The organism is Shewanella sp. 4t3-1-2LB, from assembly GCF_017368415.1.
Classification (GTDB): domain Bacteria; phylum Pseudomonadota; class Gammaproteobacteria; order Enterobacterales; family Shewanellaceae; genus Shewanella; species Shewanella fodinae.
Window position 1 is genome coordinate 110,658 of sequence record NZ_JAFNJD010000001.1, and the last position, 26,095, is coordinate 136,752.

21 protein-coding genes and 9 tRNA genes are annotated in these 26,095 nt (G+C 48.4%); 22 read left to right on the plus strand and 8 right to left on the minus strand.

Annotation, left to right across the window (positions count from 1 at the left end):
- The first annotated feature begins 23 nt into the window (after positions 1-23).
- Both J3L11_RS00490 and J3L11_RS00495 read left to right on the plus strand, forming a co-directional pair.
- Positions 24-3,068 (plus strand): FAD-binding and (Fe-S)-binding domain-containing protein, encoded by a 3,045-nt coding sequence (locus tag J3L11_RS00490; protein ID WP_207569673.1) that lies wholly within the window; start codon positions 24-26, stop codon positions 3,066-3,068.
- A gap of 206 nt (positions 3,069-3,274) precedes the next feature.
- Positions 3,275-3,691, plus strand: coding sequence for a MarR family transcriptional regulator (locus J3L11_RS00495; protein WP_133038762.1), 417 nt, complete (start codon positions 3,275-3,277; stop codon positions 3,689-3,691).
- A 41-nt stretch (positions 3,692-3,732) separates the two neighbouring features.
- Here the strand turns inward: J3L11_RS00495 and J3L11_RS00500 are convergent, their stop codons facing one another.
- Both J3L11_RS00500 and J3L11_RS00505 read right to left on the minus strand, forming a co-directional pair.
- Positions 3,733-4,068 (minus strand): hypothetical protein, encoded by a 336-nt coding sequence (locus J3L11_RS00500; protein WP_207569674.1) that lies wholly within the window; start codon positions 4,066-4,068, stop codon positions 3,733-3,735.
- A gap of 179 nt (positions 4,069-4,247) precedes the next feature.
- On the minus strand, positions 4,248-5,285 hold the full coding sequence (locus J3L11_RS00505) for a Glu/Leu/Phe/Val dehydrogenase (RefSeq protein WP_207569675.1): 1,038 nt from the start codon (positions 5,283-5,285) through the stop codon (positions 4,248-4,250).
- 234 nt (positions 5,286-5,519) lie between these two features.
- Between J3L11_RS00505 and J3L11_RS00510 the strand changes: the two genes are divergently transcribed.
- Positions 5,520-5,957: a DUF4826 family protein gene (locus J3L11_RS00510; protein WP_207569676.1), complete on the plus strand. Its 438-nt coding sequence runs from the start codon at positions 5,520-5,522 to the stop codon at positions 5,955-5,957.
- A 107-nt stretch (positions 5,958-6,064) separates the two neighbouring features.
- Here the strand turns inward: J3L11_RS00510 and rnt are convergent, their stop codons facing one another.
- A complete protein-coding gene (gene rnt, locus J3L11_RS00515) occupies positions 6,065-6,742 on the minus strand; it encodes a ribonuclease T (protein ID WP_189615358.1) in 678 nt (225 codons plus the stop codon).
- Positions 6,743-6,885: 143 nt separating this feature from the next.
- Between rnt and J3L11_RS00520 the strand changes: the two genes are divergently transcribed.
- The 15 genes from J3L11_RS00520 to J3L11_RS00590 all read left to right on the plus strand — a co-directional run bounded on the left by J3L11_RS00520 (position 6,886) and on the right by J3L11_RS00590 (position 16,525).
- A complete protein-coding gene (locus tag J3L11_RS00520) occupies positions 6,886-7,761 on the plus strand; it encodes an OmpA family protein (protein ID WP_207569677.1) in 876 nt (291 codons plus the stop codon).
- 560 nt (positions 7,762-8,321) lie between these two features.
- A complete protein-coding gene (locus tag J3L11_RS00525; protein ID WP_207569678.1) occupies positions 8,322-10,502 on the plus strand; it encodes a prolyl oligopeptidase family serine peptidase in 2,181 nt (726 codons plus the stop codon).
- Between the two features lie 128 nt (positions 10,503-10,630).
- Complete coding sequence (gene ybgC / locus J3L11_RS00530; protein WP_133038802.1) at positions 10,631-11,032, plus strand: tol-pal system-associated acyl-CoA thioesterase; 402 nt, start codon at positions 10,631-10,633, stop codon at positions 11,030-11,032.
- Positions 11,022-11,711 carry a protein TolQ gene (gene tolQ / locus J3L11_RS00535; protein ID WP_133038768.1) on the plus strand — a complete coding sequence of 230 codons (690 nt, stop codon included), beginning with the start codon at positions 11,022-11,024 and terminating at the stop codon, positions 11,709-11,711. Before ybgC ends, tolQ begins: the two co-directional genes overlap by 11 nt.
- Positions 11,708-12,151: a protein TolR gene (tolR, locus tag J3L11_RS00540; protein ID WP_189615354.1), complete on the plus strand. Its 444-nt coding sequence runs from the start codon at positions 11,708-11,710 to the stop codon at positions 12,149-12,151. The genes tolQ and tolR overlap by 4 nt, the downstream gene beginning before the upstream one ends.
- Entirely contained in the window at positions 12,152-13,114 is a 963-nt protein-coding gene (gene tolA, locus J3L11_RS00545; RefSeq protein WP_207569679.1) for a cell envelope integrity protein TolA, read from the plus strand.
- A 9-nt stretch (positions 13,115-13,123) separates the two neighbouring features.
- Positions 13,124-14,449 carry a Tol-Pal system beta propeller repeat protein TolB gene (gene tolB / locus J3L11_RS00550; protein WP_189615350.1) on the plus strand — a complete coding sequence of 442 codons (1,326 nt, stop codon included), beginning with the start codon at positions 13,124-13,126 and terminating at the stop codon, positions 14,447-14,449.
- A 22-nt stretch (positions 14,450-14,471) separates the two neighbouring features.
- A complete protein-coding gene (gene pal, locus J3L11_RS00555) occupies positions 14,472-15,011 on the plus strand; it encodes a peptidoglycan-associated lipoprotein Pal (protein ID WP_133038803.1) in 540 nt (179 codons plus the stop codon).
- 12 nt (positions 15,012-15,023) lie between these two features.
- The gene (gene ybgF / locus J3L11_RS00560; RefSeq protein ID WP_207569680.1) at positions 15,024-15,779 is read left to right on the plus strand and encodes a tol-pal system protein YbgF; all 756 of its coding nucleotides are present in this window, start codon (positions 15,024-15,026) and stop codon (positions 15,777-15,779) included.
- Between the two features lie 152 nt (positions 15,780-15,931).
- Positions 15,932-16,007: transfer RNA gene (locus tag J3L11_RS00565), tRNA-Lys, on the plus strand.
- A 27-nt stretch (positions 16,008-16,034) separates the two neighbouring features.
- Positions 16,035-16,110 (plus strand) — tRNA-Lys (locus J3L11_RS00570).
- 31 nt (positions 16,111-16,141) lie between these two features.
- Positions 16,142-16,217 (plus strand) — tRNA-Lys (locus J3L11_RS00575).
- A gap of 38 nt (positions 16,218-16,255) precedes the next feature.
- A tRNA-Lys gene (locus tag J3L11_RS00580) sits at positions 16,256-16,331 on the plus strand.
- Positions 16,332-16,358: 27 nt separating this feature from the next.
- Positions 16,359-16,434: transfer RNA gene (locus tag J3L11_RS00585), tRNA-Lys, on the plus strand.
- A 15-nt stretch (positions 16,435-16,449) separates the two neighbouring features.
- Positions 16,450-16,525, plus strand: a tRNA-Lys gene (locus J3L11_RS00590).
- A 189-nt stretch (positions 16,526-16,714) separates the two neighbouring features.
- Here J3L11_RS00590 and J3L11_RS00595 read toward each other — a convergent pair.
- Positions 16,715-16,972 (minus strand): GrxA family glutaredoxin, encoded by a 258-nt coding sequence (locus J3L11_RS00595; RefSeq protein WP_133038773.1) that lies wholly within the window; start codon positions 16,970-16,972, stop codon positions 16,715-16,717.
- Positions 16,973-17,050: 78 nt separating this feature from the next.
- Complete coding sequence (locus tag J3L11_RS00600; RefSeq protein WP_207569681.1) at positions 17,051-18,808, minus strand: DEAD/DEAH box helicase; 1,758 nt, start codon at positions 18,806-18,808, stop codon at positions 17,051-17,053.
- Between the two features lie 253 nt (positions 18,809-19,061).
- On the opposite strand from J3L11_RS00600, the gene pheS reads away from it, so the two are divergent.
- Genes pheS through ihfA form a run of 3 tightly spaced genes read left to right on the plus strand, consistent with a single transcriptional unit; the run spans position 19,062 to position 22,739 of the window.
- A complete protein-coding gene (gene pheS / locus J3L11_RS00605) occupies positions 19,062-20,042 on the plus strand; it encodes a phenylalanine--tRNA ligase subunit alpha (protein ID WP_133038775.1) in 981 nt (326 codons plus the stop codon).
- A 15-nt stretch (positions 20,043-20,057) separates the two neighbouring features.
- Positions 20,058-22,445 carry a phenylalanine--tRNA ligase subunit beta gene (pheT, locus tag J3L11_RS00610; RefSeq protein ID WP_189615344.1) on the plus strand — a complete coding sequence of 796 codons (2,388 nt, stop codon included), beginning with the start codon at positions 20,058-20,060 and terminating at the stop codon, positions 22,443-22,445.
- Between the two features lie 3 nt (positions 22,446-22,448).
- On the plus strand, positions 22,449-22,739 hold the full coding sequence (ihfA, locus tag J3L11_RS00615; RefSeq protein WP_133038777.1) for an integration host factor subunit alpha: 291 nt from the start codon (positions 22,449-22,451) through the stop codon (positions 22,737-22,739).
- Between the two features lie 646 nt (positions 22,740-23,385).
- Here the strand turns inward: ihfA and J3L11_RS00620 are convergent.
- The 3 genes from J3L11_RS00620 to J3L11_RS00630 form a co-directional block, all read right to left on the minus strand.
- Positions 23,386-23,462, minus strand: a tRNA-Met gene (locus J3L11_RS00620).
- Between the two features lie 29 nt (positions 23,463-23,491).
- A tRNA-Met gene (locus J3L11_RS00625) sits at positions 23,492-23,568 on the minus strand.
- A 30-nt stretch (positions 23,569-23,598) separates the two neighbouring features.
- Positions 23,599-23,675: transfer RNA gene (locus J3L11_RS00630), tRNA-Met, on the minus strand.
- A 238-nt stretch (positions 23,676-23,913) separates the two neighbouring features.
- On the opposite strand from J3L11_RS00630, the gene rlmKL reads away from it, so the two are divergent.
- Complete coding sequence (gene rlmKL / locus J3L11_RS00635) at positions 23,914-26,091, plus strand: bifunctional 23S rRNA (guanine(2069)-N(7))-methyltransferase RlmK/23S rRNA (guanine(2445)-N(2))-methyltransferase RlmL (RefSeq protein WP_207569682.1); 2,178 nt, start codon at positions 23,914-23,916, stop codon at positions 26,089-26,091.
- The last annotated feature ends 4 nt before the right edge of the window (positions 26,092-26,095 follow it).

Consider the following 26,095-nt stretch of genomic DNA (forward strand, 5'->3'; position numbering starts at 1 on the left):
CACACAATGAAGTGAGTGAAGCAATGTTGCCCTTGCTATCCCACCAGCAAGCACTGGAACCGGTTTATCTGGATTATCTGGCCGCACTGGAACAAGCCGGTTTCTCCGGTGATATCGATAAACGTTACAGTGCCCGCCTGGCGCAGGCGACCGATAATTCCGTCTACCAATTTTTACCGCAGGCAGTGATTTACCCTCGGCATAGCGTGGATGTGCAGTTGGCGCTGAAAATCGCTGCGCGGCCAGAGTTTCAAGCGGTGGTATTCAGTGCTCGCGGTGGTGGCACCGGCACCAACGGCCAGGCGTTGACGCACGGCATTGTGATGGATTTGTCACGCTATATGAACCGTATCCTAGAGATTAACGCCGCTGAAGGCTGGGTGCGGGTTGAGGCTGGCGTCATTAAAGATGCGTTAAATGACGCACTGCGGCCCCACGGCTTATTTTTCAGCCCTGATCTTTCTACGTCAAACCGCGCAACCTTGGGCGGGATGATCAACACCGATGCTTCCGGCGCAGGTTCTTTGATATATGGTAAAACCTCCGATCATGTGCTGGCGCTGAAAAGTGTACTGATAGACGGTAGCCTGCTGGAAACCGATGTGATTGCTGCAGCCGAGCTGCCAAGTTATGACGACAGTTTGCCGTTGGGACAGAAGATTATTGCGGAAGTTGCGCGTCGTTGCCGCGACAAACGCGCGTTGATTGAAGCGCAATTTCCTAAATTAAATCGTTTCCTGACAGGGTACGATCTAAAACACGTGTGGAATGATGACCTAACAGAGTTCAATCTTTCGCGCATTCTTACCGGTGCTGAAGGAACCTTGGCGGTGGTCACTGAGGCCAAGCTGGATGTTACCCCTTTGCCCGCTAGCCGCCTGTTGGTCAACGTGAAATATGACAGTTTTCAGTCTGCATTGCGGCATGCTCCTGATTTGGTGAAGGCTAACGCGACCGTTGTAGAAACTGTCGATTCCAAGGTGTTGAATCTGGCCCGTGAGGATATCATCTGGCACTCGGTTTCTGCGCTGATCCAAGACGTGCCGGGCAAGGTGATCGATGGCCTCAATATGGTGGAATTTGCGGGCGATGAGGCGGAAGTGCAGCAACGGGCCAGCGCCTTGGTTAACGTGCTCGAACAGCAGATAGCCGCATCTGAAAAAGGTGTGGTGGGTTTCCAACTGACTACCGATTTGCCGTCAATCAATAAGATTTACGCCATGCGCAAGAAAGCGGTGGGTTTGTTAGGCGCCACTAAAGGCCGCCGTAAGCCTATTGCCTTTGCCGAAGACACCGCAGTGCCGCCAGAAAAACTGGCGGATTATATTATGGACTTTCGCGCCTTGCTCGATAGCCATCAACTGCAGTACGGCATGTTTGGTCACGTGGATGCCGGGGTACTGCACGTGCGACCAGCGTTAGATATGTGCGATCCTCATGACGAACGGCTGTTAAGGCAGGTATCTGACGAAGTCGCCGCACTGACCCGCAAATATGGCGGGTTGATGTGGGGCGAGCATGGTAAAGGCGTACGCGGTGAATATGGTCCGGCGGTCTTTGGCGAAGAGCTGTACGCCGAGTTGCAACAGATAAAAGGGCTGTTTGACCCACATAATCGCCTAAATCCTGGCAAATTAGTGGCCCCCAAAGACAGCGGTCCAATGCTGTATAACGTTGACAGCACCAAACGCGGCAGTTTTGATCGGCAGATCCCCGTCAATGTCCGCGATGCCTTTCCCGATGTGATGGATTGTAACGGTAATGGTCTGTGTTTTAATTACAGTCGTTTCTCGCCCATGTGCCCGTCATTTAAAGTGACCGGAGATCGAATTCATTCACCTAAAGGCCGCTCCAGTCTGATGCGTGAGTGGCTGAGATTACTGGAAGCAGAAGGTGTCGATATTCCGGCCTTGGTAAAAGCCAAACCACAGAGCCTATTACAGCGACTGCAAAACACTCTCACTAAAGACCGTGAATATGATTATTCCCATGAAGTGATGGCGTCGATGAAGGGCTGCTTGGCTTGTAAAGCCTGCTCAGGTCAATGTCCGGTAAAAGTCGACGTGCCTAAGTTCCGCGCACAATTTTTTAGCATTTATTATCAGCGTTATATGCGTCCGGCTAAAGACTATCTGGTCGGCAGCATTGAAGATTCGGTGCAGCTAATGGCCAAGGCACCAAAACTGGCGAATTTTGCGGCACAGAACCCGCTGAGCAAATGGGTCATCAAGAAGGCGTTGGGCTATGTTGATGCGCCTGCTTTGTCGGTCCCTACGCTTAAAGAGCTGCTGGATGCTCATTCATGCCGTGGTTATGACCTCAACGCCTTATCAGCCATTGCCCGTGATGAACGGCAGAAATATCTGCTAGTGGTGCAGGACCCTTTTACTTCATTTTACGATGCCGAGCTGGTTTATCACTTTATTCGTTTAGTCGAGCTGTTGGGGTTCACGCCAGTCTTGCTGCCGTTCAAACCGAATGGCAAGCCGGCCCATATCAAAGGCTTCCTTGATAAGTTTGCCAAAACAGCCCAGACTGCAGCCGATTTTTTAAACCAATTAGCATCATTGGGTATTCCAATGGTAGGCGTCGATCCGGCGTTGGTATTGGTTTATCGTGACGAATATAAAGTGGCATTGGGTCAGCAGCGAGGAGATTTTCAGGTGTTGTTATCCAATGAGTGGTTGTTGCAACAGCTACCGCAGCTGCCAGCGCTGCCTGATATAGGCAAAAGTTATACCTGGTTCAGCCACTGTACTGAGTCTAGTGCTAGACCCGGCACGCCAAAAGACTGGCAAACTATTTTTGCCAAATTCGGTGCTAAGCTGGACAGCATTAATTTAGGATGCTGTGGCATGGCGGGCACCTATGGACATGAAATCGAAAACCTTGAACGTTCCAAGGCACTCTATGAAATGTCATGGGAGGACGCGATTAATCGTATTCCTCAGGAACAGATCCTGATTTCTGGTTACTCCTGTCGCAGTCAGGTAAAGCGCTTATCGGGGTTCCGTGCAAAACATCCGGTGGAGGCGTTGCTGGAATTGGTGATCCACTCGAAAGTTTAAGTTACTCATGTAGTTGAAGCCGATGAAACACGGAGACACGCTATTGCTTCGGCTATCACTGCTAGGTCATGGCTGGATATTTCTTTGTTTTAAAAATCAAGCAGCTTGTGCTTTCATTGACAGGAATTAATCTACACCCCTAGTGAAATATGGTGCGGATGGTAGTATTAATAAACAATCCGGCCCCGAAGTACAGGAGGTGTTGTTTGAACCGCAATGAAAGCCTGGCCTATCTGGTATCTCACCTGAACCTGGATTTGCAGAACGAACTGGATAGCCGCCTGAAACATTACCAGATAGACATTAAGCTCTGGCCTGTGTTGTTTGCGCTGTGGCAGGAAGAGGGCGTTAGCCAGACAGAACTGTCGCGCCGCTGCGATGTTGCCAATTACACTATGACCCGTCTGCTCGATCAACTGCAGAGTTTGGGGCTAATAGTGCGTCATCAGGAAGAAGATAATCGGCGTACTTTTTTGATCTATCTGACTGATCAGGCCAAAGCCATGGAACAGGATTTGGTGCGAGAAGCAGAGCGAGTCAATGAAGGGTTTCTCGGTAAACTGGATGAACAAGAGCGTGACGTGTTGATGGCGCTGCTCAATAAAATCAACCACCGGGAATGAACAGTGTTCATTAACCCGGTGCATGTATAACCTCGTAAAAATCAAATATACGCTAGCAATAAACAAGATAAGCCTGCCAACAGCAGTAGCTGGTAGCCATAGTAAAATTTATTGGCTTCAACATGCTTTAGACTGGCGATCAGTTTGTCCTGTCGATAAATGCGGCATAACGTCTGTCCACCTGTAGCATCAGAAATCAACTGGCAACGACAATATTCGCCGTTGCTGAGGCGGAAGCGGTGCTCACTTTGCGGCGAAAAACTAAACTTGCGGGAAACCACCTGACCGTTGACGTATAACTGCTCCATGCCGGTCCAGTCACTGGCTTGCAGTTCCACCAAATGTTGATTCACATCATAGCTGAAACGTACCATCATCTGCGCTCCGTCAGGGGACGATAAGTTTAAGTGAAGCAGAAGCCAACATCGATCGCCATCAGGGTCAGATGAACTTTCTGTTGCATCTGACTATCTGATTGGCGTTGATAGGAAATTTTTCTGGTCTAACCAGCGATGAGATTCAGAGGTTAGTTACCTGAGTCATCAAAAGTGATTGCTTAACGCTTCTGACCATTAATAATTTTTCGCGCCATTTCGTCAGCTATTTCAGCCGTAGGGCGATTCTGTGCGTCTGCCTCGCGGAAAATTGTCAACAGCGTCTGATAGATCTGTTCGACTTTAGCGGTCGCTTTCGCCATGTCGTAATCAGTCTCGAATGATACGTTGATGATACCGCCCGCATTGATCACATAATCTGGCGCGTATAGTACGCCCATCTGTTTCAGCTGTTCTCCATGGCGAGCTTCTGCCAGTTGATTATTCGCGCAACCCGCAACAATAGCCGCTTTCAACAGCGGCAATGTGGTGTCGTTAAGTGTGGCCCCTAACGCACATGGGGCGTAGACATCCACATCCTGACTATAGATCGCCTGCGGTGCTACTGTAATGGCGTTAAACTCGCTTGCGACCTGTGCCAGTGATTGTGGGTGAATATCGGTGAGGATTAACTCTGCACCATCCTCATGCAAATGGCGGCACAAATGATAACCCACGTGACCAATACCCTGTACCGCGACTTTCAACCCTTGCAGAGAATCGCGGCCAAGTTTGTGTTTGACTGCGGCTTTGATGCCCAGATAAGTCCCGAGTGCGGTAAAGGGTGACGGGTCACCACTTTTCCCTTCTAATCCAGCCACAAAGGGGGTTTCTTCACTGGCAATCTTGATATCTGCAGGTGATGTTCCTACATCCTCTGCGGAGTAGTAACTCCCGCCTAGCTTATTAACAAATCGGCCAAATGCTCGAAAGAGTGCTGCGCGATCTGGCATATGCGCTGGATCGGCAATAATGACAGCTTTGCCGCCGCCCATTGCCAGCCCTGCAAGGGCATTTTTATAGGTCATGCCCTTTGATAAACGCAAAACATCGGTTAGTGCTTCATCATCGGAGTGGTAATTCCACATACGACAACCACCAAATGCGGGGCCTAAAAGAGTATTGTGAACGGCGATAATGGCTTTTAGCCCACTTTCTTCATCTCGACAAAAAACAACCTGTTCATGTGCGTCATAAGAGGGATGATTGAATACTGCCACAGTGAGTCTCCGAAGTGATTTTGTGATTAAGGTCGCCGGTTATCCGGGCTTTTTCTTGAGATATTGTGATCAGAACGATAGCATCAGCAACTGACGCCAACAAAGCGGACAAGTAGATCGATAAATAAGGCACTGGAAATATAGCTTTCCAGATTGGCGAAGATAATTGCCAGTGGATGGTGGCAACTGTCATCAGTCTGACATTGGCTAACAATACCGAAGTAAGGATGAAGTATGAGTGAGCAGTCCGGCACCGTGGATGCCGCAACTCAGGAAGCACAGCGCACCCAATGGGTACGAGAACAATTTCAGAAGGCCAATCGTTTTCTGGCTGAAAAGGGCATTGTTCCGGCAAAGGTGTTCACCGAAGAATGCCGTTATCTGGCACCGCTGGTAGCCTTGTGGAAACTAGAATCTAGCATGCCGAGCAAAAAAACTTATTGGGTGATTGGGGGCGAACTCCCTGCCGACTTTGTCGAGGTCAGCGCCGCTAAAGATGCCCGGGATGCAATGCGACATTTTTCGCTGACCTGGCAGATGAAAGCCGAGAGCCTTCTGCAGAGCCGGTCATTGGATGCTACCCAGGAGAAGTTTGCTAGGTTGTTGATCTCCCGTGCAGAAAGTCTGTATCAGCTACACAGTGATGATAACTTTTGGCAACAGCAGGGTTGATGTTAGCCGCTGTTATCAACAATAACACCCGCGTAAAAGCGGGTGTTATTCATTGTGGCAATGAAATTCCCCGCTAGGTTGGGGGTTCCGTTTGGTCACAGCGGGTTTTAGGCCGCATGTTCGTCCCCATCATCACTGTCAGCATGGTTCACTGTCGCAATGGGCCACCCGCCTAGCATCTTCCAGCGATTGACGATGTAGCAGAATAGTTCGGCGGTGCGTTCGGTGTCGTACAGCGCTGAATGTGCTTCTTTATTATCAAATGCAATACCGGCTAATGCACAAGCTTTAGCTAGCACCGTATGCCCGAGCGCAAGACCGGCGAGTGTCGCGGTGTCAAATGTGGCAAAAGGGTGGAACGGTGAGCGTTTGAGCCCGGTACGGTCAATCGCTTTACTGACAAAACCGTGGTCAAATGCGGCATTGTGTCCCACCAGAATGGCACGGTGGCAGCCACTCTCTTTAAGTCCCTTACGGATAGCCTTAAAAATTTCTTTAAATGCTTCTTCTTCTGCCACAGCCCCCCGTAGAGGGTTATAGGGATCTATACCGTTAAAAGCTAGGGCTTCAGGTTCAAGATTGGCACCTGCAAAGGGCTCTATATGGAAATGCAGGGTTTTATCAATCACCAATTGCCCCGCGTCATCCATTTTTAGTAAGGTGGCAGCAATTTCCAGCAAGGCGTCTGTGGTACAGTTAAAGCCCGCCGTTTCCACGTCGACCACTACGGGGTAGTAGCCGCGGAATCGGTATTTGAGCTGATCGCTCAGGGCGGGTTGGTTCATGTGGTACCTCTGGACAAATGCGAGGGGGCTATTATGCTAAATCAAGATACTAGTGTCATGTGCGATTGCTGCTTTTATGGCCTAAAGATCTGTGATTTTTCACCGATAACACCTGTATGACCGGAAACTGATGAGTTTATCCAATGTGGCGTAGATTGCTTTTACTCTCATGGCTGGCAGTGTTGCCACTCAATGCCTCCGCAGAATTGCGGCATTACGTGGCAGCGTTAGATCAATCGCAATGGCGGTTGTTACAAAACTCGCCTGTGGCATGCACCCTGGAGCACGATATTCCGTCATACGGTCGGGCGGTGTTTACCAGTAAAGCAGGCAAGAATATTAATCTGCAGTTTACACTGGATATGTGGCAGAAGCCGGATGCTGTGACCAATGCTAAATTACTGAGTAAAGCGCCTATGTGGCGTCCCGGCGTGATGTCCAGAACGATAATGGAACTGCACTATCAGAAGTATTTTAATGGTGAAGTTCCGAAAAAGGCCGCATGGACCATGCTTAATGAGTTGGAGCGGGGCATGGAGCCCACCTTTTACTATACCGACTGGAATGATAGAGACAGCACTGTGGCTGTTGGGCTGTCAGCAGCGAATTTTCGTGGTGAATATGCCGATTTTAAGCAATGTCTCGCCAAGTTACTGCCCTATAGTTTTGATGATATAGCCTTCACTGTGCTGACGTATGAAACGGGGGGGACGGAACTGACGCGCAGTTCAAAAGCACAGCTTGCCAGAGTTGAACAGTATCTTACTTATGATCCCGATGTAGAGTTGGTACTAATCGATGGTTATACCGACAGCTATGGTGGTCGTAGCATTAATCAGAAGGTGTCTGAAAAGCGTGCCGATAGTTTAAAAGAACTATTTGTCGCCAAAGGCATTGCCGCAGACAGGATCCATGCTGTTGGTCATGGTGAACGCCGTCACGTAGCACTTAACACCTCGGCAGATGAGCGTGAGCGCAATCGACGGGTAGTGATCAGGATGAGTAAACCTGAAGAGTAGAAAATTAATTGATGGCGAAAAGATCCGGTTTTTACCGGATTTTTTATTTTGGATAGAAAAAAGCCCATTCAAAAGAATGGGCTGCAAAAATATATGTTTGCAATCAACAAATTGAAGGAAGGAAGTCAAGCATAAGAACCAAACTGACATCATTAAAAATAACAACACCAGTTTGAGGTTTCCTGTCGTCAGGTGATTTAATTGCAAATCCCCCTGAACACGCTGGCTATTTTAGGAATATGCGCCCCTCTCAACAAGCGAGAAAAATTGCTGTTTGAGATAAAAAAAACTAATCATTAAAAGGTGATAATAATCACCTTATTGCTTGTATTTCAATAAAAACGAAGCTTTAGTCAAATGAAATGCATATATTTTCAATTAATATTGCTTAGTTATTTGCAACAGGTATTAATTAATGGAACTTTTACAACATACCTAGTTGCAATTACCCGGTTTATAAGGCTTTTTATTTTCTGTATAGTAAGTTACAAATTTGCAACTTGGCGTTTTTCGGCAAATATATTCAAATGGTTTATCTGCATTATTAACAGGATAGTTAAATGGCGATTCATAAAAATAGAGTGAAACCTATAACTGCATCATTGATGTTAGGGTTGTTATTAAGTGCCTGTCAGAGTCCAACGACGGATAAAATAAATTCAGCCAACGAAAGAGTACAACCTGCCTCAACATCTTACCCAACCGTTCGCGCTGAAGACCTTGTGGAAACGTTGCACGGTATCAAAGTAGCAGATCCATACCGTCATCTGGAACTAGATACTCCAGAAACGGAAGCCTGGGTCGCCGCTGAACGGCAGTATGGCAAGCAATTTCTCGATGCTATTCCCAATAAACAGGCCGTGGTTAGCCGCATCACTGCACTGTGGAACTATGAAAAAATCTCCGCACCGTTTACTCGCGGCAACTTCACTTTCTTTTATCGCAATGATGGGTTGCAGGCACAGTCTGTTCTGTATGTAAAAAACCATCAGGGGCAACAGCGTGTTTTGCTTGACCCTAATCAGTTTTCTGCCAATGGCACAGCTGCATTATCCGGGGTGTCTGTCAGCAATGACGGTAACACCTTGGCTTATGGCGTGTCTCAGGCCGGATCAGACTGGCAGCAATGGCATTTTATGGATGTGAATAGTGGCCAAAAGTTGGTTGACACCTTGCAATGGATTAAGTTTTCCGCCGCCGTATGGGATCACGATAATCAAGGGGTGTTTTACGCCCGCTACGACGCGCCGGAAGGCGGTAATGTTATGGCGGATGTCAATTTCAACCAGAAGGTGTATTTCCATAAGTTAGGAACGTCACAGACAGCGGATGTGCTGATCTATCAACGTCCTCAAAATAAAGATTGGGGTTATGGCATTGAGGTTTCTGACGATGGTAATTACTTGTTACTGAGTATTTCCCAAGGTACTGACAGCCGTAACCGTTTCTTTTATAAACCTTTAAATACTACCAGTGAGATGGTTGAGTTACTGCCAGATCTGGAAGCTGAATACAGTTTTATTGGCAATGACAAAACGATTTTTTACTTCAAAACCGATTTGGATGCGCCTAATGGCAAAGTGATTGCCATTGATACTCGCCATCCTCAGAAAGCTAACTGGCAGACAATCATTCCAGAATCTGCGGATCCGATTAAAAACGTCTCCATTATCAATGATCATTTGGTAGTGAGCAGTTTGCACGATGTTCTCGGCAACATGGCGATCTATTCCATGAACGGTGTAAAAAGGCAGGATATTGAGATGCCGGGGCAGGGAACGGTTGTCGGACCATTTGGCAGAGCCGCAGATGATTACTTCTACTATTCCTATAACAGCTATATCCAGCCGGAAACCATCTATAAATTTGATTTTAAGACCGCTGAGTCCAGTTTATATGAGCAACCCAAAGTTGCATTTGATCCACAGAATTATGTCTCTGAACAGGTGTTTTATCAAAGTAAGGACGGTACTCGCATACCCATGCTGATCTCCTATAAAAAGGGACTCAGCAAAAATGGCAATAATCCGACCTTGCTATACGCTTACGGTGGCTTTGCGATTTCCATGACGCCACGCTTTAGTGCTGCCAATATTGCCTGGATGGATCTTGGCGGCATCTATGCCGTGCCTAATCTTCGCGGTGGTGCGGAGTATGGTGAGAATTGGCATCAGGCCGGCATGTTCGACAAAAAGCAGAATGTTTTTGACGACTATTTTGCAGCGGCGGAGTATCTCATCAGTCAAGGCTACACCAACAAAACCAAACTGGGCGCCTATGGCCGTAGTAACGGTGGCTTATTGATGGGCGCTGCTGTGACACAACGCCCCGATCTGTTTGCCGCAGTGTTACCTGCAGTGGGGGTGCTGGACATGCTGCGTTTTCAGAAGTTTACCATCGGTTGGGCCTGGACCAGCGAGTATGGTAGTGCCGATAATGCCGAGCAGTTCCCGGCGTTGCTGGCCTATTCGCCATATCATAATGTTAAAGCCCAAGTATATCCGGCGGTCATGGTGATGACGGCAGATCATGACGATCGTGTGGTGCCCGCACACAGTTTCAAATTTGCGGCCATGTTACAAGCCAAGCAACAGGGCAGTGCACCCATTATTATGCGTATTGAACACAATGCAGGCCATGGCGCAGGTAAACCTACCGCAATGAAGATTGATGAAGCTGCCGATATTTTTGACTTTTTATGGCAGGCATTTGGCTTAAAGTTGCCAACCAAAATTGACTGATTAAGCCGCGGTTAAGTTCGGTAAAATTAAATTGGGGGCTGCGGCCCCCTTTGTTTTGGCGGCCATTCACAAGCGTCAGTCGGAACGGTATAGTAGTGGGCATTTATGGCAGGAAATCAGTAGGATCTATGTTTCGCTGGCCAATTACAGTTTATTACGAAGATACCGATGCGGGTGGAGTGGTTTATCACTCTAACTACTTGAAGTTTTTTGAACGGGCACGCAGCGAATGGCTCAGGGCAATGGGTGTATGCCAAGGTACGTTGCTAAAACAAGATTTGGCGTTTTTGGTACGCCGCGCGGAGTTAGATTTTTGTCATGCTGCCAGATTTGAGCAGCAATTATGGGTGGAAAGCCGAATTTCGGAATTAAAACGGGCATCGCTGGTTTTTGAACAGCAACTTGTTGACGAAAGTGGTGTCTGTTATTGCCGGGCTTCCATTAAAATAGCGGCGGTATCTTTGAGTCGGATGAAGCCGCAGGCTATTCCTGAACCGATTTTGCAGGAGTTTAAAAAAGGTGAATGCTGATATTTCAATTGTAGGGTTGTTTCTTCAGGCCAGCGTGCTGGTAAAGCTGGTGATGTTGACCCTACTGTCGCTTTCGATTGTATCTTGGGCGGTAATTCTGCAACGGCGTAAAGTATTGGGAGATGCCAAACGTAACGCCGATCAATTCGAAGAAAAGTTTTGGTCAGGTGTCGATCTGAATCGCTTTTATCACGATTTAGCCGCTAGACAGGACAGTAACACCGGACTGGAAATCATGTTTGTTTCCGGTTTTAAGGAATATGCACGCCTTAGCAAAATAAGTAGTCGCGCACCAGAAGCGGTAATGGATGGCAGTTATCGCGCCATGCGTATCGCTTTGTCAAAAGAGTTGGACGAGTTAGAAACGCACTTGCCGCTGTTGGCAACCATCGGTTCTACCAGCCCCTACATCGGCTTATTTGGCACGGTATGGGGGATTATGAATGCCTTTATCGCCTTGGGGGCGGTGCAAAATGCTACCTTGGCGATGGTGGCACCTGGTATTGCCGAAGCACTGATTGCCACTGCCATGGGCCTGTTTGCGGCGATCCCAGCGGTTATTGCTTATAACCGTTTTTCTACCAAGGTAGAAAAACTGGAATCCCATTACGCCAACTTTATGGAAGAGTTTTCTAACATTCTTCATCGTCAGGCTTACACCGAGAAGGACCCAGCATGAATCAGGGATATCAGCGTAAACGCCGGCGTCCGGTAGCTGAAATCAACGTGGTTCCCTACATCGACGTGATGTTGGTGTTGCTAATCATTTTCATGGTGACCGCGCCGATTGTGTCACAAGGGGTAAAGGTGGATTTACCCCAGGCGACTTCAGAGCCATTGCCGGCTGATAGTAAGCCTCCCGTTATTGCATCTATCGATGCTGAGGGGGAATACTTTCTTGATGTCGGGGGTGCCCCGAGTAACGAGCCATTGGATTTGGATGATGTTGCTACACGGGTTGCGGCTATTATTCAGCTTGAACCAGACCGTCCTGTGGTCGTCAAAGGCGATAGAGCCATTCCGTATGAAAAAGTGATCCAGTTGATGGTAACGTTGCAGAAGGCTGGCGTACCTTCAGTGGGTCTGATGACAGATTCACCGGACGAGGAGAAGAAGTAAGTGGCCGGGCAATCTGATTTAAAACTGTCGGTGATTATTTCCGCGATACTGCATATCGGCGTAATTGCGGCGTTGGCACTGAACGTAGACTTCAACAACAAGCCAACGAGCACCATGATGTCAGCGGCCAAGGCGCCGCCTGTGCAGGCCGTGGTGGTAGATCAGCAGAAAGTTGATGACTACGTGCAGAAACTAAAGGCAGACAAAGCCGAAACGGCGCGCAAAGAACGTGAACGGCAGGCGGAGTTGGAGCGACAGGCCGACGCTGCCAAAAAAGCGCGTGAGCAGGAACAAGCCCGCATCCAGAAACTGGCGGAAGAACGTAAACAGCAGGAGTTGGATGCCAAGCAGGCCGCCGATGCTGCGAAAGCGGCGCAATTAAAAGCGCAGCAAGAACAAAAGCGGGCACAGCAGGCTGAAGCCGATCGCAAACTGAAAGAGCAGCAACGCCAGCAGGCGGAAGATGCGGCCCGTAAAGCGGAAGAAAAGCGTAAAGCCGAAGAAGCTGCTGCTAAGAAAGCTGAAGCCGACCGTAAGGCGCGTGAAGATGCTGCACGTAAGGCAAAAGCTGAAGCTGACCGTAAAGCCAAAGCTGATGCTGAACGTCGTCGCCAAGAACAAGAGTTGGCGGATGCCATGGCGGCAGAACAATCAGCTGTATCGGCGGCCCGTAATAAACAGCTACAGAGCGAGCTGGACAAGTATAAGGCCATGATTACATCAACGATTCAGCGCAATTTAGTGCTGGACGAAGCGATGCGCGGCAAGACTTGTCGAGTAGACATCAAGCTGGCACCTGATGGCTTTGTCACCAGTGTGCAGACCACCGGAGGCGATCCAGTCGTATGTCGCGCGGCTAAGGCTGCCATCAATAAAGCAGGACGTTTACCGGTATCGCCAGAAGCTGATGTGTACCAGTTACTGAAAGACATTAACCTGGAAGTTAGACCAGAGTTTAATTAGAGGAGTCCCATGAAATATTTTACCCAGGGTCTGATGGTGTTACTGGCACTGTTGGTGTTACCCGCAAGAGCCGCATTGGACATTGTAATCACTGAAGGGGTGGATGCCGCTCGGCCGATAGCGGTAGTGCCTTTTGTCTGGCAAGGCGTAACGCCGCCACCCAGTTCCATTTCTGATGTGGTTGCCTCGGATTTGACTCGTAGTGGGACGTTCAAACCATTGGACGAAACCGGGCTTGGACAACGTAGTATCGGTCAAATCAGTGATTTTAATCTGGATGACTGGCGTAATGTGTCTGCCGAAGCGGTCGTGATGGGCACTGTCAAGCCCTATGGGCAGGATCAATATCTGGTGAGCTTTGACCTGGTTGATTTGGTGAAAGCGCAGATGCAGGCCAAAGGGCCGCAGCCCAAGACTGAGTACCTGTTGGATAGTCGTCAGACCGTCATTAGTGCCGCGCAATTTCGTCAGTATGCTCATCGTATCAGTGATATTGTTTATGAAAAGCTCACTGGCATCCGGGGTGCATTCCTGACCCGTATCGCTTATGTGGTGGTGGATCGTACTCAGCCTAATCCTTATCAGTTGATGATTGCCGACTACGATGGTTACAACGAACAGATGTTGTTGCGTTCGCCCGAGCCGCTGATGTCTCCCGCTTGGTCGCCAGATGGCCGGAAACTGGCTTACGTGAGCTTTGAGAATAAGCGCGCCGAGATTTTCATTCAGGATATCTATAATCGGACTCGTCAAAAGGTTACCAGTTATCCTGGTATCAACGGTTCTCCAAGTTTTTCACCGGATGGGCGTAAGCTAGCGATTACCTTATCCAAAGATGGACAGCCAGAAATCTATATTGTCGATATTGCTAGCGGCGCGCTGACGCGGGTGACTAATCATTATGCCATCGATACCGAACCTGCATGGTTTCCAGATGGTAAATCGCTGGTGTTCACCTCAGAGCGTGGCGGCCGCCCCCAACTATATAAAGTGGAGTTGGCAAGCAATAAGGTAACCCGCTTAACATTTGACGGTGAATGGAACCTGGGCGGCGAGGTTACCCCAGATGGCCGTAGCCTGATTTTTGTCAACCGCACCAACGGTAAATTTAATATTGCCAGAATGGACCTGCAAACCCGTTTTATGCAGGTACTGACCTCAACCCGCTTGGACGAATCACCTAGTGTCGCGCCCAACGGAACGATGGTGATTTACGGCACGACTTATGGCAACAAGCAAGTATTGGCTGCTGTGTCGGTAGACGGACGATTTAAAGCTAGATTGCCAGTGGGACAGGGCGAAGTGAGATCTCCGGCCTGGTCACCATTTTTATAATTGATTACAGAAGGATTTAATGATGAAACTCCAAAATTCGCTTAAGGCTCTGGCCGTATCTTTGCCATTACTGGCATTGGGTGCCTGTAGCTCTACGTCTGATTCTGAAACTGCCGCGGGTACTGGCACCACTTCTGGTAGTGGTCAATATGGTGCAAACGGTGGGGTAGAGATGGGCGGCGCAGCTCAAGTGTTAAGCCCTGAAGAGCAGCAGCGTCTGAAGTTCCAAGAACTGCGTAAAGATAGTGTCATCTACTTTGACTTCGACCGCAGTGAAATTCGTGCTGATTATGCGGATCTGCTGCAGGCTCATGCGGATTATCTAGTCAGCCACCCTAATGTTAAAGTGCTGATTGAAGGTCATACCGATGAGCGCGGTACACCAGAATACAACATAGCTTTGGGTGAACGCCGTGCTAAAGCCGTGGCCAAATATCTGCAAGGTTTAGGGGTACTGCCAAGCCAGATGAGTATTGTGAGCTATGGTGAAGAAAAACCTGCTGATTTGAGTCACACCGATGAAGGCGAAGCTAAGAATCGTCGTGCAGTGTTAGTTTACTAAGGAAATAAGTACATGAAGATCAGGCTAATTGCAGCAGCAACGCTGTTGCTTCCCATCTGTGCCGTTACCGCAGCAACGCCTGCGCCGGTACAGGATTTGGGAACTGGCGTTGTTGGCAGCGACAGCGACCGCATTGCGCGGCTGGAACGTATCATTAAGGCGAGACAGCAGGCCGAGATAGATATGCAGCAGCGGTTAGATGCGCTGCAGCAGGAAGTTCTGGATCTGCGTGGTTCCACTGAGCAACAGAATTATCAGATCAATCAGATGCTGCAGCGGCAGCGTCAGTTGTATGAAGAGATAGGTAAGCTCAGCAGTCAACAAACCAGTACTCCAGCGCCAGTGGCTAACAGTAACGCACCACAACCCGTAAGCAGCGGTGTGTCCTTGTCTGAGACTGACAGTTACCAACATGCAGTGGATCTGGTACTGAAAGAACGCCAGTATGATGCAGCAATTCCCGCATTCAAGGATTTTATCAGCCAATATCCTAATTCTGGTTTTGCAGACAATGCAAACTATTGGCTTGGGCAACTCCTTTATAATAAAGGCGATTATGCTCAGGCCAAGACTGCATTTGAAAATGTAGTCAATAATTTCAAAGCATCAGGTAAACGGGCTGACAGTCTGGTCAAACTGGGACTGATTGCCGAGAAATCCAATGACAAAGCCGCTGCCAAATCCCGTTACCAACAAGTGGTTAATGAGTATGCAAACAGCGCTGCCGCAAGCATTGCCAAGCAGCAGTTGGCGGCAATTAAACCATGATTTAACTAAAAAACATCCACCCAGACTGTTTTTCAGGCAAACGGGAAAAAAAGCCGAATTTGCACTTGCATGAGAAACGGAAAGCGGTATTATAGGCGCCCACAGCGCGGGACCGCAGTTTTTAGCTTACTGCGCTGTGTTTTTAACTGAAAGGGTCGTTAGCTCAGTCGGTAGAGCAGTTGGCTTTTAACCAATTGGTCATAGGTTCAAATCCTATACGACCCACCAATTTCAGTTAATCAACAACAAAGCAGTGGGTCGTTAGCTCAGTCGGTAGAGCAGTTGACTCTTAATCAATTGGTCATAGGTTCGAACCCTATACGACCCACCACTGATTTGATTTCTGCTGTAAATCCAGTAGCGGGTCGTTAGCTCAGTCGGTAGAGCAGTTGGCTTTTAACCAATTGGTCATAGGTTCAAATCCTATACGACCCACCATCAAATCAAAATAGCGATATAGTTAGTATTCCGAAGTTGGGTCGTTAGCTCAGTCGGTAGAGCAGTTGGCTTTTAACCAATTGGTCATAGGTTCGAATCCTATACGACCCACCAGCGAAATACTTATTAAATGCCAAATTAGGGTCGTTAGCTCAGTCGGTAGAGCAGTTGGCTTTTAACCAATTGGTCATAGGTTCGAATCCTATACGACCCACCATGATCCCACAAGTGTGGGCCGTTAGCTCAGTTGGTAGAGCAGTTGACTCTTAATCAATTGGTCATAGGTTCGAGCCCTATACGGCCCACCAATCCATCTCATGTTATCCCGCAGATAAGTAGTTCAGTTAATCGAGCCATTGTTACTGGTGCATTATTAGCGCAAATCTTATACGCACCACCATTTCTGTTGAAATTGTCGGTTGGCGTTTGCTGCTCTGCTGTCTTCTGCACAAAAAAAGCACCCGCAGGTGCCTTTAAAAAAATGCCAGCATCATGGCTTATAGCAAGCCGTTTTCCCGGACATAGGCTTCAAAGTCGGTACAACCGCCGATGTGCTCTTTATCAATAAAAATCTGTGGCACTGTCTCTACCGGTTTGCCAACGGTTTTCTCTAAATCGGCCTTGGTGATGCCTTCCTCATAAATATCCACATACTTGTAGCTGAAATCATCGCGCTTTTCAGTCAATTGATCGGACAGCTGTTTGGCGCGAACACAATAAGGACAGCCGGGGCGGCCGAAAATAACAACGTGCATAATAACTCCTTCTTTCAACGATGCAGTGGTTATAGCACAGTGACTGCGGTAGCAGAAGTGGCTAGCGGTATACTTCTGCTAAGCATTATGGTTTTCAGTCTGGTAGCGTCCTTGGTAATCAAAGAATTTTTCCAGCAACACCCAGTGTTTCCCCTGTTTTTTTAGCAAAAGTAGCGCGGGCACTCGAAATCTGCTTGCCAGTGCCAGCAGTTCCTCCGCATGCGAAAACGAGGGCAATGGCAGGCCGGGTCGGCGGTCATGTGGATAGATAAACCGGGCAAAAAGCGCATGCCGCTGGGCAAGTGTTGTGACACGAAATTGTTCCGAAAAATGGTTAGCATCGATGTCGGAATATTCCACTAGTAGTTTGTCATCTTGTGCGCGTAGTTGCATCTGTTGCACTCGAAACAGATGATGGTGTCGCTGTGCAAGCACTTCTTTCAGCCGTTTGTCGGGATCTACCAGTTGTGAATGGCATTCACTGCACTCCCGTGCCGCGATGTCATTTTCGGCACCGCAGTCTGGGCAAAAACGTGCTCGAAAGCGATATCGACACTGTTGCGGATGTGGCTTGGCGGCAATCAGCCCCTGACAACGTCTGCCGAAATGCTCTAGGATTTCGCCATCTTCGTTAGTTTTTCCCCAGAAAATATTGGCAAAACCACATTCTGGACAGATCACTTGTACAGGCTCGGTATCAGGCGCAGGTCGTGGGAGGGCTATTTGGGGACTGAAAAGGTCAAAACCGTTGGCGGCATAGTCGATAATAAGACAATCTTGCTTGCCGTCACTCAAACGCAAACCACGGCCAACCATCTGCTGAAACAGTGCGACGGAAGCGGTGGGGCGCATAATCGCAATCAAATCCACATGTGGCGCATCAAAGCCAGTGGTGAGCACCGTCACATTTACTAGGAATTTCAGCTGCTGTTGTTTGAATCGAACGATAATCTGATCTCGCTCCGTAGTGGCAGTTTTTGCGGTAATCAGAGCGGCCTTTGTCTCGGGTAAGTGCGACATAATTTCCTCAGCGTGGCGCACTGTCGCGGCAAAGATAATCACTCCTCGACGACTCACCGCCAGTTGCATGAGTTGCTTTACTATGGCCGTGGTGGCGCGGCCACAATGCTGCAGCAAGGCATCCACTTCGCTGTCCTGATAGTTGCCTAGTTCATCGGGGCGTAACTGACTGAAATTGTACTGTGCCGATAAGCCATCCAATAATCTTGGCGGTGTTAGATAGCCTTGTTTGATCAGCAGCCTCAGCGGTAACTCAAAAATACAATCGTCGAACAGGCCGGTGTCGACATTACCCGCATGGCCATGATAATGACGTTTGTAGATCCAGCCACTGCCGAGCCGATAAGGGGTGGCGGTCAATCCCAGCAGGTGTACTTTAGGATTGTGTTGCTGCAACCATTTTAGAAGCTGTTGGTATTGACTAAATTCTGCGTCACTGACGCGGTGACATTCGTCAATGATGACCAAAGAAAAGGGTTTCATAAATGCTTGCGGATTGCGCGCAGCAGACTGGATCCCCGCCACCACGGTTTTGCCAGAACTTATTTTTTGCTTCAGTCCGGCAGAATAGACGCTGATATCATCGGTCAGCAGCGCGGCTTTATCGGCATTTTGCGCTACCAGCTCTTTTACGTGGGTCAAAATCAGTACCCGACCACGAGCAATGCGTGCCAATTCGGCTATGACAATACTTTTCCCTGCCCCCGTGGGCAGCACTATGACGGCACTGCCTGGCTGATGTCGGAAATAGTGGATGGCGGCATCGACGGCTTGTTGCTGATAATCCCGCAGTTGCAGGACCTTTTGCTGAGACATCTTGGCTGGAGAATGGCTATATCGTCGCTACAGCATATCATATGGTGTCTGCCACTAAAGACTGGGTGCTGCAGTCGTTTAAAAATTAATAAACTTTTAATCCATAACTGCTTTCAGCGTTTTTTTACTTTGCTAAAATGGCTTACTCACTGGTCAAATTCCTGTGATTAAAGTAAAATTTGCCTCTTTTTTATGTCGCAAACGAAGATACCTTATACAGTCCTTTTGGGACTGGCATGCACTGGAAGGGAAGATGCAGCAGTTAACTGAGATCGTACAACAGGCCTTAGCCGCCATCGATGGGGCCGATGATCTGAAAATTCTCGATGAAATCCGTGTCGATTATCTTGGCAAAAAAGGCAAGATCACTGACATGATGAAACTGATGGGCACCCTGAGTCCGGAAGAAAAACCGGCTTTTGGTCAGCAGGTGAACCAGGCTAAACAGCAGGTACAGCAGTTTTTATCAGCGCGCCTCGATAGTCTCAAGGCAGCTGAACTTGACGCTAAACTCAGCGCTGAGAAAATCGATGTAACATTGCCTGGTCGTACGCTAGGCAATGGTGGTCTGCACCCGGTGACCCGCACTATTGAGCGTATCGAAACCTTTTTTGGTGAGCTAGGTTTCAGTGTAGTGCAAGGGCCGGAAGTGGAAGATAGTTATCACAATTTTGACGCCTTGAATATTCCGCCGCATCATCCGGCGCGGGCAGATCACGACACCTTCTATTTCAATCCAGAAATCGTCTTGCGGACGCAAACCTCCGGGGTGCAGATCCGCACCATGGAGGTGGAACAACCACCGCTGCGTATTATTTCTCCCGGGCGGGTTTATCGTAACGACTACGATATGACGCACACTCCGATGTTCCACCAGGTAGAAGGATTGATGGTGGATGAGAACGTCAGCTTTACCCAACTGAAGGGCATTTTGCATGATTTCCTGCGTAACTTCTTTGAAGAAGATCTGGAGATCCGCTTCCGTCCTTCCTATTTCCCGTTTACTGAACCTTCTGCTGAAGTGGATGTAAAGGGCAAAAACGGTTGGTTGGAAGTGCTGGGTTGCGGCATGGTGCATCCTAATGTGCTGCGCGGTGTGGGTATCGATCCTGAAAAATACTCTGGTTTTGCTTTTGGTATGGGCGTAGAGCGCTTGACTATGTTGCGTTACGGCGTAACTGATTTGCGCGCCTTTTTCGAAAACGACCTGCGTTTCCTTAAGCAATTCAAATAACGGAGTTCAAGTATTATGAAATTGAGTGAATCCTGGCTTCGTGAGTGGGTTAGTCCTGCCGTAAGCCGTGATCAGTTAGCCCATCAGATCACTATGGCTGGGCTGGAAGTCGATGAAATTACCGCTGTCGCTGGCGCCTTTTCTGGTGTAGTGGTGGGGGAAGTGGTGGCATGTTCTCAGCATCCTGATGCCGATAAACTACGGGTGACTAAAGTCAATGTTGGCGCAGAAGAGCTGCTGGATATTGTCTGCGGTGCACCTAACTGTCGTCTTGGACTGAAAGTGTGTGTTGCCACTGTTGGCGCTGTTTTACCTGGCGACTTCAAAATCAAGAAAGCCAAGCTGCGCGGTCAGCCATCCAATGGCATGCTGTGCTCCTATAGCGAACTGGGCATTGATATTGAAAGCAACGGTATTATCGAATTACCGCAGGATGCGCCGCTGGGCATGGATGTACGGCAATATCTGGATCTGGATGATGCCATTATTGATGTCGATCTGACGGCTAATCGCGCTGATTGTCTAGGGATGGCCGGTATAGCGCGCGAAGTGGGCGTGCTTAACCGAATGACAGTGACCGAACCAAGTTGGGCACCTGTCGCGGCATCCACTGATGCGGCTATGCAGGTGAATGTCGTCGCTAAGCAAGCTTGTCCACGTTATCTCAGTCGTGTTATCAAAAATATTGATGTTACCGCTGCAACGCCAGCATGGATGATAGAGAAACTGCGGCGTAGCGGTATCCGTTCTATCGATCCTATTGTTGATATCACCAATTTTGTGCTGGTGGAATATGGTCAGCCAATGCATGCCTTTGATTTGGCAAAGATTGATGGTGAGCTAAACATACGTTTTGCTGATGGCAAAGAACACTTAACACTGCTAGATGGCAATGATATTGCTGTGCCTGCTGATACATTGGTGGTTGCCGACAACAGTAAAGCATTGGCGCTAGCCGGGATTTTTGGTGGTGAGCACTCAGGTGTTTCTGCCGAGACACGCGATATTGTGTTGGAATGTGCCTTTTTCGCCCCGTTGGCTATCACGGGTAAAGCCCGTAATCTAGGGCTGCATACTGATGCTAGCCACCGTTTTGAGCGTGGTGTTGATCCACAATTGCAACATAAGGTGATGGATCGTGCCAGCCGCTTGATCCTTGATATTTGTGGTGGTGATGCCGGTACCGTAGTTGAAGCACTGGCGACCGAATATCTGCCGCAGGCGGCTGAAATTACGCTACGTCGCGCTAAGCTCGATAAACTGTTGGGGCATCATGTGCCTGACGCTGACGTGGCAGAAATATTGTCCCGTCTGGGATTTGCGGTCACCGAAGTCGCTGACGGTTGGCAGGTAACGACGGCGACTTATCGTTTTGATATGGCTATTGAAGAAGACCTTATCGAAGAAGTTGCCCGTATTTACGGTTATAACAGTATCCCTAATGAAGCACCGCTAGCGCGTTTGAACATGACGCAGCATTGTGAAGCGGACGTCAAATTGGCGAAAGTGCGCAATTTACTCGCTGCCCGTGGGTTCCAAGAGGCGATTACCTACAGTTTTGTTGATCCTAAACTGCAGCAGCTAGTGCATCCGCAACAGCAAGCCCTGGTGTTGCCTAATCCAATTTCCAGTGAAATGTCTGCTATGCGACTGTCATTGTTCACCGGTTTACTGGGCGCGGTTGGTTATAATCAGGCTAGACAACAGGGGCGGGTGCGACTGTTTGAAACAGGTTTGCGTTTTGTACCTGATACTGCAGCAGAAATGGGCGTAAAGCAGCAAGCTATGCTGGCAGCTGTCATTGCCGGACCGCAAACAGAGGAACATTGGTCGATCGAATCAAAAACTGTTGATTTTTTCGACCTTAAAGGTGATTTAGAAGCGATTATTGGCTTGACAGCTTCCGATGCTGAATTTAGTTTTAGGAGTGCGTCACATTCTGCACTACATCCTGGGCAATGTGCTGAAATCCTGAGAAATGATCAGGTGATAGGGGTGATTGGTGCAGTGCATCCAGCACTGGAGAAGCCTTTCGGTCTTAACGGTAAAACGATTGTGTTTGAGCTGCAGTTGGATGCGCTATTACATGGCTCCGTGCCCGAGGCAAAGGCAATCTCCAAATATCCAGCGAACCGTCGTGATATTGCCGTGGTAGTTGATGACACAATTGTTGCTGGAGATATTCTAGCAATGATAAAAAAAGTTGGCGGAAATCAGTTGGTTGGCTTAAACTTGTTTGACGTATACCGAGGCAAGGGTGTTGAGCCTGGCAAGAAGAGTCTGGCAATAGCACTTACGTTACAAGATAACACTCGTACCCTTGAGGAAAAAGAAATTGCAGCGACAGTTGAGTCGGTGGTTTCAGTCCTTAAGTCCGAGTTCAACGCATCGTTGAGGGATTAAAGTATGGCACTTACCAAGGCCGAAATGGCAGAGCATCTTTTCGAAACACTTGGGATCAATAAGCGTGTCGCCAAAGATATGGTGGAAACGTTTTTCGAGGAGATCCGGTTAGCGCTTGAAAATGGTGAACAGGTGAAATTATCCGGTTTCGGAAATTTTGATCTGCGGGATAAAAACCAAAGGCCTGGTCGTAACCCCAAGACTGGCGAGGATATCCCAATTTCTGCTCGGCGTGTGGTAACCTTCCGCCCCGGACAGAAGTTAAAAAGCCGTGTCGAAGCTGCTAATAAATAATTACGGTATACATCTTTACTGATGGATGCGCGCAATAGCGCTGAAAAGGCTGCCTAGTTGAGGTGGCCTTTTCTTTATGCGCGATTATAGTCCATTCATTATGGAGAAATTAGAGAAGGAGTTACTGGGCTTGGTTGTTCATGGCTATTGATAGGCTGGAATAGATCAAAGAAATGTGTAAATCGATGATGAGAGCAACGTCTTCAGTTCATAAGCCTTTAACAGTCTGAGTATTTCTTGAGTGTTATCTGGGCGGTTGGCGCAGGATAGCCAGCATAATGCCTTGATCTGTCAGTAGGTAAAATACAGCAAACATTATCGTTGGTTGTCGTATTTTATCTCGGGGTTATCTGAAAGGTGTCAAACACTAGGGCGGTACCAAGCGGGCCGTTTAGCGTAATTTCAAACTAAAAACATGCGTTTGTAGTTACAAGGGGCGTTTTTGTCAGCGGCGTTAAACACAGAGAATTAGGTTGTGTTATCTCAAACACCGTCTGTGTTCACCTCTCTTTATTACTCAAAGGCACTCAGCATTTTGGACTATGCAGACAATAAGAACGGTAGGCAATATGCACACAATAGTCAGTTGCCAATCCATATATGCGGATTGATGGAGATATTAATAGGACGTGATCACGATAAGATTTGGTTGCGGGAGCTGGATTTGAACCAACGACCTTCGGGTTATGAGCCCGACGAGCTACCAGACTGCTCCATCCCGCGACTGAGGTTTTCATGAAGTGTTATATCATTGGTTGCGGGAGCTGGATTTGAACCAACGACCTTCGGGTTATGAGCCCGACGAGCTACCAGACTGCTCCATCCCGCGACGACTTTGATATGACACATAGACAGGAACTGGTTGCGGGAGCTGGATTTGAACCAACGACCTTCGGGTTATGAGCCCGACGAGCTACCAGACTGCTCCATCCCGCGTCCGTCTAAGTGGGGCGCACTATAGCCGTCTACTATCGGCATTGCAAGAAGCGTATTTGAAAAAAGTCACAAGTGTCTATTTTTAGTACAGATAGGGTTGGTCTTTTAGGCGGATGCCGTTAATTTGACCATATATTTTGGCTTCCGTTGTCGATCTGTTTAGCACTGGTAACGGCTTATCTTTTATAGCGCTGACAGGGTATAATGGCGGTTTTATTGAAATCGCTTGGTTGATTGCATGTTGAATTGTTTTGCCGCTGTACCTAAAGGGTTTGAATACACCCTGGCTCAGGAAATGCTGGCGCTTGGTGCGACGGATGTTAAAGAGTCCCAAGCTGGCGTCTACTTTACCGCCTCACTCGAGCAGGTATACCGCATCGTGTTGTGGAGCCGCTTAGCTAGCCGAGTACTTGTGCTGTTACATCAGGCCAGTTGTGAAACCGCAGAACAGTTATACGCGGCTGCCTATGCTATTGACTGGCCTGCGCATTTCAGTAATCGCAGCACTTTTAGTCTCGATTTTCATGGGATGGGCGGGTTTATCAATAACACCCAGTTTGGCGCTTTGAAAGTGAAAGATGCCGTGGTAGACCGTTTCCGCAATGCAGGATTGAACCGTCCAGATGTAGAACGGAATCAAGCGGATATTCGTATTGATGCCCATTACCGAAATAGTCAGGTCACCATCGCACTGAATATTTCCGGGCCTGCTTTGCATCAACGCGGCTACCGACATGGCACTGGTGAAGCGCCACTCAAGGAAAACTTAGCCGCGAATATGTTGCTGCGCGCACAATGGGATAAGCAATGTCCTGTGGTCGATCCCTTCTGTGGTAGTGGCACCATCGTCATTGAAGCGGCGATGATGGCTGCAGATATGGCACCTGGTTTGTTGCGTCAACGTTTTGGTTTCGAAGCCTGGTTACAGCATGACCAAGCCCTTTGGCAGACCATATCAGATGAGGCCAAAGCCCGGGCAACTGTGGGCATACGCCGCTGTGATGTGCGTTTTTACGGCTCTGACATCGATTCGCGAATGGTGGCCCTAGCTAAGCGCAATGCCGCTAATGCTGGTGTCGCGGAACTTATTGAGTTTAAAGTAGCGAATGCGCTTGATGTTATGCCACCGATGGAATCGGGGCTATTAGTCGCTAACCCGCCATACGGTGAACGATTGGGTAATGTGACCTCGTTGCTGCAACTTTACTTTCAGTTTGGCGAACATCTAAAAAAAGATTTTGGCGGTTGGCAGGTAGCACTGTTATGCAGTGAAGCTGAGCTATTATCGGCCTTGAAGCTAAAAGCTGATAAACAGCTAAAAATGTATAATGGTGCGCTAGAGTGTGCCTTCAATTTGTACACGCTGCATGTGAAAACACCGCAACGTGCGGCGGTATTGGCACAGCATTCTGGTGAAGCGCTGAGTGAAATTGCCGCGTCTTTTGTCAACCGGGTTAAGAAAAATCTGAAACAACTGGATAAGTGGGCCCAGCAAGAAAACATTGATTGCTATCGCATATATGATGCGGATATTCCAGAATACAATGTTGCGATCGATAAGTATCAGAATTATCTGGTTATTCAGGAATATGCTGCGCCTGCAACAATACCAGAGGCCGTCAGTAAACGCCGTCTTACCGATATTTTGTTGTCATTGCCAGGGGCTGCCAATATTCCAGCGGATAACATTATCCTTAAAACTCGTGCGCGGCAAAAGGGCAGCAATCAGTATCAGAAACTAGATGGTGAAAGATTGGAGCTGGTTGCTAATGAATATGGCGCTCGTTTCAAGCTGAACCTTACCGATTATCTCGATACCGGGCTGTTTTTGGATCATCGGCTCATTCGGAAGTTGGTAGGTAGTAAATCTCAAGGGCGTGATGTACTCAATTTGTTTGCCTATACCGGGACAGCCTCTGTGCATGCAGGGTTAGGTGGCGCAAAATCAATCACGACGGTTGATATGTCAAATACCTACCTGAACTGGGCCAAAGATAACTTCATGCTCAATGGTCTGAACGGTCGTCAGTATCACTTCGAACAAGGTGATTGCCTGCAGTGGATCTGCGATTGTCGGCAGAAATTTGATCTGATTTTTATCGATCCGCCAACCTTTTCCAATTCCAAACGGATGGAAGACGCTTTCGATGTGCAACGGGATCATGTGCCGTTGCTGTTGTCGCTTGCTAAGCTGCTAAATCCCGGTGGCGAAATCATTTTTTCCAACAACAAGCGTAAATTTAAAATGGAGCTTGAAACGCTGCAGGCGGCGGGGTTGACGGTAGAGAATATGGATGCTCGGATGTTGCCGCAAGATTTTCGGCGCAATCCACATATTCACAACACTTGGCTGCTAACCAGTAATATTGAGTCCTCAGCAGCAAGTGCTATCTGGTCAGGACTGGCCAAGCAGTGACACA